Origin of the sequence: Billgrantia saliphila, from assembly GCF_002930105.1 — a bacterium.
GTDB lineage: Bacteria > Pseudomonadota > Gammaproteobacteria > Pseudomonadales > Halomonadaceae > Halomonas > Halomonas saliphila.
On the sequence record NZ_PJRN01000016.1, the window covers coordinates 69,258 to 84,296 of the forward strand.

The window sequence follows — 15,039 nt, forward strand, 5'->3', positions numbered from 1 at the left end:
TCGGGGCTACAATCCTTGCTTCAAGCTGGCTTCGATGAAGGCGTCCAGATCGCCGTCGAGCACCCGATCGCAGTTGCTCGTCTGCACCCCGGTACGCAGATCCTTGATGCGCTGATCATCGAGTACGTAGGAGCGGATCTGGCTGCCCCAGCCGATGTCGGCCTTGGCGTCCTCCGCTTCCTGCTTGGCGGCGTTGCGCTTCTGCATCTCGTGTTCCCACAGCTTCGCCTTGAGCTGCTTCATGGCGAAGTCGCGGTTGGCGTGCTGGCTGCGCTGGCTCTGGCAGGCCACCACGATGCCGGTGGGCTCGTGGGTGATGCGCACCGCGGAATCCGTGGTATTGACGTGCTGACCGCCGGCACCGCTGGAACGGTAGGTGTCGGTGCGCAAGTCAGCCGGGTTGATCTCGACTTCGAAGTCGTCGTCCACCTCCGGCGACAAGAACACCGAAGCGAAGGAGGTGTGGCGTCGGCCGCCCGAGTCGAACGGGCTCTTGCGTACCAGGCGGTGAACGCCGGTCTCGGTGCGCAGCCAGCCAAAGGCATGGTCACCCTGCACGTGCACGGTGGCCGACTTGATGCCCGCCACCTCGCCGGCCGAGACCTCGACGATCTCGGCCTTGAAGCCGTGGTGCTCGCACCAACGCAGGTACATGCGCAGCAGCATGTTGGCCCAGTCCTGGGCCTCGGTGCCGCCGGAACCGGCCTGGATGTCGAGGTAGGCGTTGTTGGCGTCCATCTCGCCGGAGAACATGCGCCGGAACTCGAGCTTCTCGAGGCTGGCGTTCAGCCCGTCGAGCTCCTTCCTCACCTCGGCGACGGTGTCCTCGTCCTCCTCCATCTCGGCCAGCTCCAGCAGGTCGCGGCTGTCCGCCAGGCCCCGGTCGAGCTCATCGATGGTCTCGACCACCAGCTCGAGGGAGGCGCGCTCCTTGCCGAGCTTCTGGGCATAGTCGGGGTCGTTCCAGACGCCGGGGTCCTCCAGCTCGCGGGAGACTTCCTCTAGCCGATCCTTCTTCTCGGCATAGTCAAAGATACCCCCTCAGGACGTCTGTCCGTTCCGACAGGTCCTTGATGAGGTTGTGAATGGGGTTGGTTTCCAGCATGGGCTCGCTCGCCTGATGGCAGTGGATGTTCGACGGGCCTCGCGGCGCCGATCGACGACGCGCCGGACGGCGCGGAAAAGGCCGCCATTGTAGCGAATTCGCCGAAACGGCGCATCCCGGCCCGCGCGCAATGTCAGTTATCTCCTACAAACAAGCAGGCAGAAGTCTCACAGCCGACTCATAGCAAGATCAACTAGGTTGTTGCCTATCGGCAGTGATCCTGCCATCTAAAAACAAGATACAAGGAGAAACACTCTGATGTTCTTGCACCTGCGCTTGCGCCCCACCCTGCTTGCCATCACCCTGGCCGCGACCCTGACGACCCTGCCCACGCATGCCGACACCCTACGCATCGCGATCATGGGCGAGCCGGCCTCCCTCGACCCGCACAAGATCAGCGGCAAATGGGAGAACGACGTGGTCGGCGACCTGTTCGAGGGGCTGGTCACCGAAGCCGCGGACGGCGAGCGCATCCCGGGTGTCGCCGAGTCCTGGGAGATTTCCGAGGATGGCACCGTCTATACCTTTCACCTGCGCGAGGACGCGCGCTGGTCGGATGGCGAGCCGGTAACCGCCGAGGACTTCGTCTTCGCCTTCCGCCGCATCCTCGATCCCGCGACGGCCGCCGACTATGCCTATCTGCTCTATCCGGTACGCAATGCCGAGGCCATCTACACCGGCGCGGCCGAGCCCCACACGCTGGGTATAGAGGCGCTCGACGCACGCACCCTGCAGATCACGCTGGAGCGCTCGACGCCCTACTTTCTCGACCAGCTCTCGCACTACACCGCCTATCCGGTGCCGAAGCACGTCGTGGAAGAGCACGGTGACCGCTGGTCGCGCGCCGGCAACATGGTGTCGAACGGCCCCTTCAAGCTGCAGCGCTGGCAGTCGCAGACCCGCATCGAGGTGATCCCCAACGAGCACTTCCATGCCGCCGACGATATCGCGCTGGACGAGGTGGTCTATTTCCCCATCGAGGAGCGCAACACCGCCCTGAATCGCTTCCGCGCGGGCGAGATCGATGTCGCGCGCGAGTTTCCCACCGAACAGTACGCCTGGCTGCGCGACAACCTGCCGGACGCCACCCATACCGCTCCCTTCCTCGGCATCTACTACTACGTGTTCAATTCGCGCGACGGCCATCCCACGGCGGACCCAAGCGTGCGCGAAGCGCTTAGCCTGGCCGTTCGCCGCGAGGTGATCAGTGAACAGATCCTGGGTACGGGCGAGGAACCCGCCTACAGTTTCGTCCCGCCTGGCGTAGGCCACTACGATCCGGCACAGCTCGCATTCGCCGACATGAGCCAGGAGGAGCGCATGGCGCGTGCCCAGGAGCTCATGGCCGAAGCCGGGTACGGACCCGACAACCCGCTCGAACTGCGGCTGCGTTACAACACCAGCGAGGACCACCGCAAGGTGGCCATCGCCATCGCCGCCATGTGGAAGCCGCTCGGCGTGGAAGTCGACCTGTTCAATTCCGAGGTCGCAGTGCACTACGCCGACCTGCGCCAGGGCGATTTCGATGTCGCCCGCGCCGGCTGGATCGGCGACTACAACGACGCGCAGAACTTCCTCAGCCTGCTCGAGAGCGGCGTTGCCAACAACTACGGTGCCTACAGCAACGAGGAATTCGATGCGCTGATGCGGGAAGCCGCCGAGACCCAGGATCTGGACCGCCGCGGCGAGATCATGGCCGACGCCGAGCAAGTGGCGCTCGACGACAGCGCCACCCTCCCCATCAACTATTACGTCTCGCGCAACCTGGTGAACCCCGCCCTGCAAGGCTGGGAGAACAACATCGAGGACATCCATCGCTCACGCTGGATTTCCTTCGAGGATTGACTCCTTCCATGTTTGATGAGGCCCCGGGCAACCGGGGCCGGGGGACGCCATGCTGCTCTATGTCTTCAAGCGCCTGTTCCAGGCCATTCCCACCCTGCTGATCGTCATCACCCTGTCGTTCTTCCTCATGCATCTGGCACCAGGGGGGCCGTTCGACGGCGAGCGGCAATTGCCCGCCGAGATCGAGGCCAACCTGCTGGCGACCTACAACCTCGACCAGCCGGTGTGGAAGCAGTACCTGATCTACCTCGGCAATTTGCTGCAAGGGGACTTCGGGCCCTCCTTCCGCTACAAGGATTTCACCGTCACCGAGCTGATCGCCGAGGGGTTTCCCGTCAGCCTGGAACTCGGCCTGTGGGCGATCGCCCTGGCCCTGCTGCTCGGGATTCCGCTCGGCATCGTGGCGGCCCTGCGACGCAATACGGGTCTCGACTATGTCGTGATGGGCACGGCGCTGGCCGGCGTCGCCATTCCCAACTTCGTCATCGCACCGCTGCTGGCGCTGGTGTTCGGCGTGATGCTGGCCTGGCTACCCGTCGGCGGCTGGAACGATGGCCATTGGCGCAACATGGTGCTGCCGGTGGTGGCGCTGTCGATCCAGCAGATCGCCTACATCGCGCGGATGACTCGCGCCAGCATGATCGAGGTATTGGGCAGCCACTTCATCCGCACGGCTCGCGCCAAGGGACTATCGGAACGCGAAGTGATCTGGCATCACGCGCTGCGACCCTCGCTGCTGCCGGTGGTCTCCTACCTGGGCCCGGCCATCGCCGGGATCATCACCGGCTCGGTGGTGATCGAGCAGATCTTCGGCATTCCCGGCATCGGGCGCTACTTCGTGCAGGCCGCGCTGAACCGAGACTACACGCTGGTGATGGGCACGGTAGTGTTCTACGGCATGCTGATCGTGCTGCTGAACCTCATCGTCGACCTCATCTACTCCGTCCTCGACCCGCAGATCCGCTATGACGACTGAAACCACTACGCTGCATGCGCAAGGCGCCTCTCCGCACCTGGGAGAGAGCCTGGGCCGCGAGGCCTGGCGCCGCCTCAAGCAAAACCGCGCCGCCATGGCCAGCCTGGTGCTGCTGACCCTGATCGCCGTCGCCTGCCTGGTCGGACCGTGGTTGACGCCCTGGGGACTCAACGAGGTGGACTGGACCGCCTTCAGCGCGCCCCCGAGCCTCGCCGACGGGCACTACGCCGGCACCGACGCCAACGGACGCGACCTGCTCACGCGCACGCTATATGGCGGCCAGATCTCGCTCTCGGTCGCGGTGGTGGCGACCTTCGTCTCGCTGGTGATCGGCGTGCTCTACGGCGCCGTGGCCGGCTACGTGGGCGGGCGGGTCGACACCCTGATGATGCGCTTCGTGGACATCATGTACTCGCTGCCTTTCATGTTCATGGTGATCCTGCTGATGGTGGTGTTCGGACGCCACATTCTGCTGATCTACGCCGCCATCGGCGCCGTGGAGTGGCTCGACATGTCACGCATCGTCCGCGGCCAGACCCTCGCCCTGAAACGCCGCGAGTTCGTCGAGGCCGCCCGAGCCCTGGGCGTCCGGGGGCGCACCATCGTTACTCGACACCTGATTCCCAACACGCTGGGACCGGTCATCGTCTACGTGACCCTGACCGTGCCCAAGGTGATCCTGCTCGAGAGTTTCCTGTCGTTCCTGGGCCTCGGCGTGCAGGAGCCGATGACCAGCTGGGGCGTGCTGATCAGCGAGGGCGTCGACATGATGCAGGGCGCGCCCTGGCTGCTGCTGGTGCCCTCGACCTTTCTCGCCCTCACCCTGTTCTGCTTGAATTTTCTCGGCGACGGGCTGCGCGATGCCCTCGATCCCCGGACGCGCTAACGGAGGCCACCATGCCGCACCCCTTGCTGGAACTCAATCGCTTGAGAGTCGACTTCGCGCTCCCCCATGGCCGAGTCACCGCGATCAAAGATGTCAGCTTTTCTCTTCAGGCCGGCGAGACCCTGGCCCTGGTCGGCGAGTCCGGTTCGGGCAAGTCGGTATCCGCCACGGCAATACTGCGCCTGCTTCCGGAGATGGCTTTGCCCAGCGGCACCATTCGCTGGCACGGCAATCAGGACGAGGAGGATCTGCTCAGCGTTCCCTACAAGCGCATGCGGCGCATTCGCGGCAACGAGATATCGATGATCTTTCAGGAGCCCATGACCTCACTGAACCCGCTGCAGCGCATCGGCCGCCAGATACGCGAAGTCCTCGACAAGCACACCTCGCTGCGCGGCGCGGCGGCCAACGCCAGGGTGATCGACCTGCTCGAGCAGGTCGGTATACCCGATCCGCATCGGCGCGCCACGAGCTATCCCCACGAACTCTCCGGCGGCCAGCGTCAGCGCGTGATGATCGCCATGGCGCTCGCCTGCGAGCCCAAGCTGCTGATTGCCGACGAGCCCACCACCGCCTTGGACGTCACCGTGCAGGCCCAGATCCTGGCGCTGCTCAAGGAGCTTCAGCAGCGCTATGGCATGGCGATCCTTTTCATCACTCATGACTTGGGCATCGTGCGCCATTTCGCCGACCGGGTCTGCGTGATGCGCCACGGCGAAGTGGTCGAGTCCGCACCGACCCAGGAACTCTTCGAATGCCCGCGGCACGACTACACCCGCATGCTGATCGACGCCGAGCCCCACGGCAGCAAGCCTCCGGTACCATCGAGCGCCCCCGTGATGCTGGATGCCAAGGACCTGCGCGTCCGCTTTGCCCTGAAGAAGCGCCTGTTCCGGCCAAACGAGGTCTTCGAGGCGGTACGCGGCATCGACCTGACGATACGCAAGGGGCAGACGGTGGGCATCGTCGGCGAGTCGGGCTCCGGCAAGTCGACGCTCGGGCGGGCTCTGCTGCGGCTGCTGGAGAGTTCTGGCGATATCCGCTTCGAGGACACCGAGCTGACCCATTTGGACAGCAGTCAGCTGCGCCCGCTGCGAGCGCGAATGCAGGTGGTATTCCAGGACCCGTTCGGCTCGCTGTCGCCACGCCTCACGGTCGGGGAGATCGTCGGCGAAGGGCTGCGTGTGCATTACCCCGAACTGACGCGGCGGCAGCGCACCGAGCGGGTCGTCCAAGCGCTGGAGGAGGTCTCGCTGGACCCGACGATGCGCCAGCGCTACCCCCACGAGTTTTCCGGAGGTCAACGTCAGCGCATCGCCATCGCCCGTGCTCTGGTGCTGAAACCCCAATTCCTGCTACTCGACGAGCCCACCTCGGCGCTGGATCGCTCGGTCCAGGCGACGGTGATCGAGCTGCTGAGAACACTGCAGCAGAGGCATGAGCTGACCTACCTGTTCATCAGCCATGATCTCGCCGTGGTACGTGCGCTGGCCGATACCGTGCTGGTCATGTGGGAAGGCCGGATCGTCGAGCAGGGCGAGACCGAAGCCCTGTTCCGCGAACCGCGGGAGCCCTATACCCGCGAACTGATGCGCGCCGCCTTTCTCGACCAGGCAGCCTAGAAGAGACGCAAAGCAATAGGCTTTGGCCCCTCTCCGCCCTGCTGAGGCACATGCTCAGGCTGTTGGTGGTTGCTATCTACGACTGGCTGCGTCGCCTGGCTAATCATGCCTATTCCGCAGAACTTGCGGCTCCCAGTATGGCTGGCCGGCGAAGCGCTCTGCAAAGAAGTCAACGACAGTGCGTACCTTGTTCGCAAGACGCCGTGTCGGCGGGTAAACGGCGTAGAGTGTCGAATCCTTCAGCGGATAGTCCAGCAGGACCGCCGTCAGGTCACCGCGGTCTATCTCCTTGCCCACGATGAACGCCGGAAGGGCCGCCAGGCCCAGGCCCCTGAGAGCGGCGTCACGCAGCATCTCGGCGTTGTTGCCCTTGAACCGTCCCTTGGTACGAATCGATTCCCACTTGCCGTCAACCAAGAAGCGCCATTGTTCTGCCGGTGTGGCATTCGTGTAAATGAGACAGTCGTGATCATGGAGTTCCTGTGGTGTGGCAGGAATGCCGTGCCGGTTGGCATATGCCGGGCTGCAAACTACCAACCGGCGAATGGGGGCCAATCGGCGAGCGATCAAGGTCGAATCCTTGAGCGCTCCGATGCGGATGGCCATGTCGAAGCCTTCTGCGACCAAGTCCAGATAGCGGTCGTCCTGCTCGATCTGAACCTCGAATTGAGGATACTGCTCCAGTAGCGTGGCAACGGCCGGCAGCAAGTGCATGGTGGTAAAGGCGAGGGGCGCCGCCATGCGTACCAGTCCGCGCGGCTCCGCAGAGGCCGAGACAACGGCGTCGACGGCCTCATCGAGATCGTCGAGGATGCGACGGGTGCGCTCATAAAAGGCGAGGGCGATATCGGTCGGGGTGACATGGTGTGTCGTACGGTTGAACAGCCGCACGTTCAGGCTGGCTTCCAGTGCCGAGATACGCCGTGTGACAACCGATTTCGATACACCGAGCCGCTCGGCGGCCCGAGTGAAATTGCCGGTTTCCACCACCAGCGCAAAGGTAGCGAGGGCGCTCGATTCAGGCGGCATTTGCGTTGTCCTCTGATCAACACCGTTATTCACTAGCGGCTGTTTCCGATAAATATAGCAACACTACACTGGTTGCCGTACCCACCCAAATCGGAAGACAGGAGCTTACGATGACCAGTGTGCTAGTTCTCTATTACTCCTCCTATGGCCATATCGAGACAATGGCGCATGCCGTTGCCGAGGGGGCCAGGGAAGCTGGTAGTCACGCTACCGTGAAGCGTGTGCCCGAGTTGGTGCCGACGGAAGCGGCACAGGCGGCGGGATACAAGCTCGACCAGCCGGCACCCGTGGCAACGGTCGAGGAGCTGGCCGACTACAATGCCATTATCTTCGGTACCCCTACCCGCTATGGGAACATGACTGCTCAGATGAAGAACTTCCTCGACCAGACCGGAGATATGTGGTTCGAGGGGAAGTTCATCGGCAAGACCGGGTCGGTCTTCACCTCGTCGGGTTCGCAACATGGTGGTCAGGAGTCGACGATCCTCACTTTTCAAACGGTCCTATTCCATCTGGGCATGGTGGTAGTCGGCCTGCCATATAGTTTCGAGGAGCAGATGAGCATGGACGAGATTCTCGGTGGCTCACCCTACGGAGCCGCGACGATATCGGGATCCGACGATAGTCGTCGGCCCTCGACCATCGAGCTGGAAGGCGCCAGATTCCAGGGGCGACATGTCGCCGGCATTGCCGGGAAGCTGGCCAGACATCTATCACCCGACTCGTCCGAAATATGAAGGACGGATCACGGTGCCCGTGCTATGGGACAAGAAGGCACGCCAGATCGTCAGCAATGACTCGGCGCGTGGACCTAATGTTATCGGTCGCTTGAGTTTGTCGGCCTATTGAACCAGGCGATCGGTGAGGGAGGTGAATGTATACCCATACGATGATCATTGGAGGAACGGGGATGTTGCGGTCTGCCTCCCTGGAGCTGGCAACTCGATCCAGGCGTCTCACTTCCGTCGCTCGTACAAGACGATCCCTCAGCACCCTCGATCGAGACTGGCCAGCAGGTGCGGGGGCACACGATATTCTGTCGCTTGACTGGACAATGCCGGGCCTGTTCCTGGAGGGGATTAAGCACCATGTCGCCCGTACCGGGGGCCCGGATCTTGTTGTCGCTTGGATGCATGAAGATGCACTCACACTGCGCATCGCGGCGAGGCTTGCGGAAGATAGCCCAATACCTCACTTCTTCCATATCATTGGCAGTGCTAAGGTGAATCCCCTAAAGATAGCGGATTCCTTGCGAATGTCTGCCGAGGCAACCAACCTGCATCATTATCATCAGATCGTTCTCGGCGGGCACGGCAGTGGCAGAAGAGTGCGCTGGCTTACCGATTGGGAAATCTCGCGAGGAGTGCTTCAAGCCGTCGAGAGACAGAAATCCATGTATGTTGTCGGCACGCTGGAGAGGTGGACCGGTGCTCCAATCGATGCTTGCGACTACCAAGTCAGACGAGGCTACAGATAACCAGAAACTGTTTGGACGTCTCGCATGCTTCCAGGCACCCTTCTGCCGCAGGAGGCCGTACGGTTTCCAGGGGAGCCGGATGAATCCTGACTATCTCTATGTGGACCGCGGATGTAAGGCGATGAACAAGAGGTACACATGTATAGCCATGTGACAGTTGGCTGTTCCGATCTGGATAAAGCCACTGACTTCTATGATGCCATCCTTACTTTGCTGGGCTTGGAGCGACGACCGGTATCTCCCGATGGCGGCCCGGCTTCTGCATGCTGGGTCATGCCAGGACAGTCGCTACCCCGCTTTTACGTCTATGTACCGTTCGACGGCAAGCCAGCCCGCGCAGGCAATGGCAGCATGGTCGCTTTCGCCGCCTCTTCTCCATGCGCTGTACGTGCCGCCTATCAAACGGCTTTGGCAGCTGGAGCCAAAGACGAAGGGGAGCCGGGTGAGCGCAAGCATTATGGCGTTGGTTACTATGGCGCTTACTTCCGCGATCTAGACGGGAACAAGATACACATCGTATATCGCGGCGACCTCGATACGAGCCACCTTCCTCGACCGATCGATCCGACCTCGTAACGCGACCGGGCCCGGCAATGCCGGGCCCGGAAGGAACCAACCGCAGATGGCTTCGATTCGATCAGAAGCGATAGGTCAGCTGTGCACCGAAACCGTGGGCTTCGTTCTTGTAGTCGGCAGAATAATTGGTGCCGCCCAGCGCAGGGGCAGGACCGCCTGCATCCGGGTCCAGCAGGTCGCCACGAGACTGTTCTACTTGAGTTCCTCGCTCGGTCAAATAGGAGTAGGCGAAGTCCAGAGTCAGATTCTCTGTCGGGGTCCAGCCAGCACCGATGGAGAAGATCCGCCGGTCGTCGGAGGGAATCCTGACGCTGCGGTGTTCATCACTGGTGGGCGTGAAGTCCAGTGTCACCCCGGCGCGCAGAGCCAGTTGCGGATTGAGTTGATATTCACCGCCGACCCCATAGGCCCAGGCATTGGAGTAATCCTGCGTTTCTTGGGTGATGGTGTCGCCCTCATTATTGATCACGTGGATCTGGTCGAAGCGACTCCAACGAGTCCAGGAAGCGCCCAGCATCAGCTTGAGCCTGTCGCTCATCTGTTGAGTGACGGAAAAATTGACCGTTTCCGGAGTGGTCAGGTCCAGTTGGGCATTATCGGCCCGGACCACTTCACCCGCCGGATCGTAAGCGCGGAAATCACCGGTAAGGGTATATTCAACCTTGGAGCGGTAGGTCAGCCCTAGCGTGGTTTCGGGTACCGGCTGGTAAATTACGCCAAGATTATAGCCCCAGCCGTCATCATCCCCATCCACCCGAGAGTCGATATCGTTCTCGGGGCTGAAGGTTGCTTCGGAGGGTAATTGCCGACGCAGCTCACCTTCGACCTGGTTATAGGTAATGCCGGCCCCGATGGACCATTGATCATTGAAGCGATAGGACACGGTCGGCTGGGCGCTGATGACACGGACTTCGGTGTAATCACCAAAGTAACGTCCTTGAAAATCGTTTTCGTACTCAGTCTTGGAACCGAAGGGTGCGTACACACCAAAACCGAAGGCCAGACGCTCATTGACGGGGTGGGCGTAGAAAGCGAAGGGAATCAATGTACCAGGCACCATGTCACCGTCATTCCCTCCCGGAACATCACCTATCGGAACTTGCATGCCAATGGGGGCTCCGCCACCGGCAACACCGGCATCGAGGGTTCTACTTGCTTCTACGTTACTGATTTCGCTATTGACGTTCAGATAGGTCCCGCCGGCGGTGACCTGAGCCCGATCGAGGAACGACATCCCCGCCGGGTTGCCGAAGACGATGGTGGCGTCGTTGACGTTGGAGCTCCGCCCCGCGTGGCCATAGCCCTGGCCGCTGACACTCTGCTCGTTGATCTGGTAGCCGCCGGCGTTGGCCTGGCTAGCAAGAGCGGCGGCGGCGACGGCCACGGCCCAGGTGAGCTTGTTGAACTTGTTGTGCATGTCTCGACGTCCTCTTCCAGATGCGAGCTGGAGCTGGTTATTTGTTCGCCCTCGTCGGAGCGCTGCCTTACGAGATCAGTTTTCGCCAAACATTCGCCCGGATCAAGGCCAAACGTTCGTTTTAATACGAGAAATCATCATACTTTAGTCCAACCGAAGCATCAGCCTTTGAACTTTCGCCGCAGCCGCCGATACAGAACGGGGCCTCGTGCCCTCGCTGATCGCTTGACCTTTGGGTTACCCACAGGTTTTAGACTTTTGCCATGACGGGATTTCGTGAGGTCAAAGCATGAAGGTCAGCGAACTGGCGCGCCGCGCCGACGTCACCGCCGAAACGGTGCGCCACTATACCCGCGAGGGGCTGCTCCAGCCCCGCCGCGACCCTGACAATGGCTACCAGCTCTACGGCCAGAACGATCTGGAGCGACTGCGCTTCATCCAGCGCGCTCGCACGCTGGGCTTCAGCGTCGCCGAGATCGGCGACATCCTGGCCCACGCCGATCAGGGCGATTCCCCCTGCCCCATGGTGCGTGATCTGCTGGCCAGCCGACTGCCACGAATCCGCGCCCGCATCCGCGAGCTGGAAGCGCTGGCAACCCGCATGGAACAGGCCTTGGAAACCTGGGCCGGGATGCCCGACGGCACCCCGGACGGACACAGCCTGTGCCGGTTGATCGAAAGCTTTCCCGAAGCGTCGCACGACCCCGCCTGCCGCCATGAAGGCAAGGAGCCACGATGACTACGTTCCATACCCTGGCTCGCCACGTGCCAGGCATGAGCTGCCAAGGCTGCGTCAAGCGCATGCGTGAGGCGATCCAAGCCCGCGATCCCGAGGCCGAGGTGACCGGCTTTCCCGCCGAGCAGCGCCTGGTGGTCGTCAGCGCCCTGGACGACGAAACCCTAGACCATGCCCTGGTGGAGGCCGGCTATCCCTCGACCGACGCGCAAAGCCCCGTTCGGCGCGAGCACGAGCGCCACGTGCCGGGCATGAGCTGCCAGGGCTGCGTCAAGCGCATGCGCGAGGCGATCCAGGTCCGCGATCCCGAAGCCGAGGTGACCGGCTTTCCCGTCGAGCAGCGCCTGAAGGTCGTCAGCACCCTAGACGACGAAACTCTCGACCAAGCCCTGGAAGAGGCCGGCTTCCCTCCCCGAAAGCCTGATGCCGCCGAGGCAAACCAGCCATCGCCCGACAGCTCGGAACCCGAGGCCGCGCCTGCGGAGGCCACCGCTACCGAGGCGTCTTCCAACGCAAGCGGCACCACCCATCGTCTGTCGATCTCGGGCATGACCTGCGCCAGTTGCGTGAAGAGTGTGCAGCAGGCTCTGGAACGCACGCCGGGCGTGTCGACGGCCACCGTGAATTTCGGCACGCGCATCGCCCAGGTACACGGCCACGTCGATGTCCGGGTACTGGTGAAGGCGGTGGAAGCCGTCGGTTACGGTGCCGAGCCCATCGTCGATTTGCGCCAAGCCGAACAGGCCCGCGCCGAGCACGATGCCAAAGAGTATCGCCGCCGTTTGCGCGGAAGCGCATGGTCGCTGGCACTCGCAGTGCCACTGATGGCCAGCATGTTCTTCTACCATCCCCACCCCGCGGGCCTCGGCAGGCTCTACTGGTTACTCATCGGCCTGCTGACGCTGGCAGTGCTGGCCGGCCCGGGACGGCACTTCTTCGTCAACGCCTGGAAGAACTTCCGCCACCACCAGGCCAACATGGATACGCTGGTCGCCATGGGCACCGGCACCGCCTGGCTCTACTCCATGGCGGTGGTGATCTTCGCCCCCTGGCTGCCCCACGTGGCCCAGGGCATCTACTTCGAAGCCTCGGCGATGATCATCGGCCTGATCCTGCTGGGCAACGCCCTGGAGCTGCGCGCCCGAGGCCGCACCAGCGAAGCCCTGCGTCGCCTGCTGGACCTGCAGAGCCGCACGGCGCGGGTCATCCGCGACGATGAGGAGCGGGAGCTGTCCGTCGACGAGGTCCGCGAAGGCGACCGTATCCGCGTGCGACCCGGCGAGCGCCTGCCGGTCGATGGCGTGGTGACCGAGGGCGCCAGCCATATCGACGAGTCGATGCTCACCGGCGAACCGCTGCCGGTGGCCAAGAGCCAGGGGGACGAAGTCAGCGCCGGCACCGTGAACGGCCGCGGCGGCCTGGTTTACCGCGCCACGCGGGTAGGCGCCGATACCCGCCTGGGACAGATCACCGAGCAGGTGGCGCTGGCGCAGAACTCCCGTCCGCCCATCGGCGAGCTGGCCGACAAGGTGTCGAGCATCTTCGTGCCCGCGGTAATGATCATTGCCGTGCTGACGGCGCTCGCCTGGTTCAATTTCGGTGCCGAGCCACGTCTGATCCATATGCTCGTCACCGCCACCACGGTGCTGATCATCGCCTGCCCCTGCGCCCTGGGGCTGGCCACCCCGATCTCGACCATGATCGGGGTGGGCAAGGCCGCCGAGCATGGCGTTCTGGTCAGAAGCGGCGAGGCGCTGCAGACCGCCAGCCGGCTCACCACACTGGTGGTCGACAAGACCGGCACCCTGACCGAGGGCAAGCCGAGCGTTACCGAGGCACACTTTCTGGAAGAGGAGCCGGCAAGGTTGCTGGAACTGGTGGCATCGCTCGAACGCGGCTCCGAGCATCCGCTCGCCGCCGCCCTGCTGACACATGCCGAGCAGGCCGGCGCCCAGGCCGTTGAGGTAACGAATTTCGACAGCGTCACCGGGGGCGGCGTCAAGGCCACGGGGCCGCGGGGCGAGGCGTTGCTGCTGGGCAACGCTCGCCTGCTGCGCGAGGCCGGTATCGATCTCGCTGCCGGTGGCGAGCAGGCCGCCGAGCTGGAAAAGCAGGCCCGCACCGTGGTCTACCTCGCGGTCGACGGCCGGCTCGCCGCACTGTTCGGCATCAGCGACCCGCTGCGCGCCGACACCGTGGCGGCGGTGAAACGGCTGCAGGCCGACGGTCTCAAGGTGGTGATGCTCACCGGTGACAACGAGCACACCGCGGCGGCCATTGCCCGCGAGGTCGGCATCGACGATTTCCGCGCGGGGCTGCTACCCGAGGACAAGCACGCCGAAATCGAGCGTCTGCAGCGGGATGGGGCCGTGGTTGGCATGGTGGGCGATGGCATCAATGACGCCCCGGCCTTGGCACGGGCCGACGTCGGCTTTGCCATCGGCCAGGGCACCGACGTGGCGATCGAGAGTGCCGGTATCACGCTGATGCGCAGCTCGCTGCACGGCATCGCCGATGCCATCGAGATCAGCCGCCTGACCCTGCGCAACATCAAGCAGAACCTGGTCGGTGCCTTCGGCTACAACGTGCTGTGTATCCCGATCGCTGCCGGTGTGCTGTATCCCTTCACCGGTATGCTGCTGTCGCCGATGATCGCCGGGGCCGCCATGTCGCTGTCGTCGATCACCGTGGTGAGCAATGCCAACCGCCTGCGGCTGCTCAGGACCCGGGGCGATGACGCCTCCCGCCGCCGCGCCGTCTCTCCCCCCTCACAGGAGGCCCTGTCATGAGCTGGATCGTCAATCTGCTGGGCCTGGCCTTGATCGCGGCCATCGTGTGGTGGTTCTGGAAACCCAACTAGAACCGGGCAGCAAATGAGAGCTGCTACGCTGAAAGATACCGATCGGTAGCGGGGAGATACGGAAATGCCCAAGCTCAACGGTGTGCTGGAAACCGCGCTTTATGTCGAGGATATGGACCGGGCGCGGGCCTTCTTCGAAGGAGTGATGGGGCTCGTGCCCTTCAACGCCGACCACCGCTTTACCGCCTACGATGCCGGTGCGGGCTCGGTACTGCTGCTATTCCGTCAGGGCGAGACGCTGGAAACGGTGGTGTTGCCCAAGGACATGGGCACCATCCCGCCCCATGACGGCAAGGGGCGTGTGCACCTGGCCTTCGCCATCACCGAGCGTGAACGGATCAACTGGGAAAACCAGCTCGGCGATCACGGTGTGGAGATCGAGGGCCGTACCCACTGGCCCAAGGGAGGAGAGAGCCTCTACTTCCGCGACCCCGATGGACACCTGATCGAGCTCGCCACCCCTGGCGTCTGGCCCAACTACTGACAAGGCCATGCACGCGCCACTGAAAA

At 63.2% G+C, this 15,039-nt stretch carries 13 protein-coding genes; 10 read left to right on the forward strand and 3 right to left on the reverse strand.

From position 1 onward, the window contains the following. Positions 1 to 6 precede the first annotated feature (6 nt). A protein-coding gene (gene prfB, locus CYJ07_RS16560) for a peptide chain release factor 2 (RefSeq protein WP_104204826.1) occupies positions 7 to 1,105 on the reverse strand; the annotation gives its coding sequence in 2 pieces (ribosomal slippage) (positions 7 to 1,029 and positions 1,031 to 1,105; 1,098 coding nt in all). A 258-nt stretch (positions 1,106 to 1,363) separates the two neighbouring features. Here prfB and CYJ07_RS16565 point away from each other — a divergent pair. From CYJ07_RS16565 to CYJ07_RS16580, 4 genes are read left to right on the forward strand one after another with little or no spacing between them, the layout of a single operon-like run. Further along, complete coding sequence (locus CYJ07_RS16565; RefSeq protein WP_104204827.1) at positions 1,364 to 2,950, forward strand: peptide ABC transporter substrate-binding protein; 1,587 nt, start codon at positions 1,364 to 1,366, stop codon at positions 2,948 to 2,950. 49 nt (positions 2,951 to 2,999) lie between these two features. Next, on the forward strand, positions 3,000 to 3,926 hold the full coding sequence (gene oppB, locus CYJ07_RS16570) for an oligopeptide ABC transporter permease OppB (RefSeq protein ID WP_104204828.1): 927 nt from the start codon (positions 3,000 to 3,002) through the stop codon (positions 3,924 to 3,926). Further along, entirely contained in the window at positions 3,916 to 4,812 is an 897-nt protein-coding gene (locus CYJ07_RS16575) for an ABC transporter permease (protein WP_104204829.1), read from the forward strand. The genes oppB and CYJ07_RS16575 overlap by 11 nt, the downstream gene beginning before the upstream one ends. A gap of 11 nt (positions 4,813 to 4,823) precedes the next feature. Beyond that, on the forward strand, positions 4,824 to 6,434 hold the full coding sequence (locus CYJ07_RS16580) for an ABC transporter ATP-binding protein (protein ID WP_104204830.1): 1,611 nt from the start codon (positions 4,824 to 4,826) through the stop codon (positions 6,432 to 6,434). 99 nt (positions 6,435 to 6,533) lie between these two features. Here the strand turns inward: CYJ07_RS16580 and CYJ07_RS16585 are convergent, their stop codons facing one another. Continuing rightward, positions 6,534 to 7,463 carry a LysR family transcriptional regulator gene (locus CYJ07_RS16585; protein WP_104204831.1) on the reverse strand — a complete coding sequence of 310 codons (930 nt, stop codon included), beginning with the start codon at positions 7,461 to 7,463 and terminating at the stop codon, positions 6,534 to 6,536. Positions 7,464 to 7,573: 110 nt separating this feature from the next. Between CYJ07_RS16585 and wrbA the strand changes: the two genes are divergently transcribed. From wrbA to CYJ07_RS16600, 3 genes are all read left to right on the forward strand, one after another. Then, positions 7,574 to 8,200: an NAD(P)H:quinone oxidoreductase gene (wrbA, locus tag CYJ07_RS16590; protein WP_104204832.1), complete on the forward strand. Its 627-nt coding sequence runs from the start codon at positions 7,574 to 7,576 to the stop codon at positions 8,198 to 8,200. Positions 8,201 to 8,337: 137 nt separating this feature from the next. After that, complete coding sequence (locus tag CYJ07_RS16595; protein WP_104204833.1) at positions 8,338 to 8,940, forward strand: Rossmann-fold NAD(P)-binding domain-containing protein; 603 nt, start codon at positions 8,338 to 8,340, stop codon at positions 8,938 to 8,940. 138 nt (positions 8,941 to 9,078) lie between these two features. Further along, positions 9,079 to 9,516 (forward strand): VOC family protein, encoded by a 438-nt coding sequence (locus CYJ07_RS16600; RefSeq protein ID WP_104204834.1) that lies wholly within the window; start codon positions 9,079 to 9,081, stop codon positions 9,514 to 9,516. 61 nt (positions 9,517 to 9,577) lie between these two features. On the opposite strand, the gene CYJ07_RS16605 is transcribed toward CYJ07_RS16600, so the two are convergent. Then, entirely contained in the window at positions 9,578 to 10,933 is a 1,356-nt protein-coding gene (locus tag CYJ07_RS16605; RefSeq protein WP_104204835.1) for an OmpP1/FadL family transporter, read from the reverse strand. A 289-nt stretch (positions 10,934 to 11,222) separates the two neighbouring features. On the opposite strand from CYJ07_RS16605, the gene CYJ07_RS16610 reads away from it, so the two are divergent. The 3 genes from CYJ07_RS16610 (at position 11,223) to CYJ07_RS16620 (ending at position 15,013) form a co-directional block, all read left to right on the forward strand. Continuing rightward, a complete protein-coding gene (locus tag CYJ07_RS16610; RefSeq protein WP_104204836.1) occupies positions 11,223 to 11,672 on the forward strand; it encodes a MerR family transcriptional regulator in 450 nt (149 codons plus the stop codon). Beyond that, positions 11,669 to 14,458: a heavy metal translocating P-type ATPase gene (locus CYJ07_RS16615; RefSeq protein ID WP_422666971.1), complete on the forward strand. Its 2,790-nt coding sequence runs from the start codon at positions 11,669 to 11,671 to the stop codon at positions 14,456 to 14,458. Before CYJ07_RS16610 ends, CYJ07_RS16615 begins: the two co-directional genes overlap by 4 nt. Before the next feature lie 135 nt (positions 14,459 to 14,593). After that, positions 14,594 to 15,013, forward strand: a complete 420-nt coding sequence (locus tag CYJ07_RS16620; RefSeq protein ID WP_104204837.1) for a VOC family protein — start codon at positions 14,594 to 14,596, stop codon at positions 15,011 to 15,013. Positions 15,014 to 15,039 lie beyond the last annotated feature (26 nt).